Here is a 279-nt window from a genome sequence, read left to right on the forward strand (position 1 = left end):
CAATCGAAGTAGGTAAAGACGGTACAGTAACTGTAAAAGACAAAGATGGCAAAGAACTTGGAAAATTAACTCCAGATAAGACAGTTAAGAAAGCTGATGAAGCAGCAGTAGTAGCTCCAGCAGAACCAGTTAAAGTAGCTGACCCATCTAACCTAACAGAACCTGAAAAGAAAGCTGTTGAAGATGCAGTTAAGAAAGCAAATCCAAACTTACCAGAAGGTGCAACAATCGAAGTAGGTAAAGACGGTACAGTAACTGTAAAAGACAAAGATGGCAAAG

General features: G+C 39.4%; 1 protein-coding gene. It reads left to right on the forward strand.

The genetic code is table 11. From position 1 onward, the window contains the following. On the forward strand, positions 1-279 hold a 279-nt coding region (locus NE547_RS18265; protein ID WP_256176649.1), incomplete at both ends, for a hypothetical protein.

The sequence above is a fragment of the Flavonifractor sp. DFI.6.63 genome (genome assembly GCF_024462255.1).
Classification (GTDB): domain Bacteria; phylum Bacillota; class Clostridia; order Oscillospirales; family Oscillospiraceae; genus Lawsonibacter_A; species Lawsonibacter_A hominis.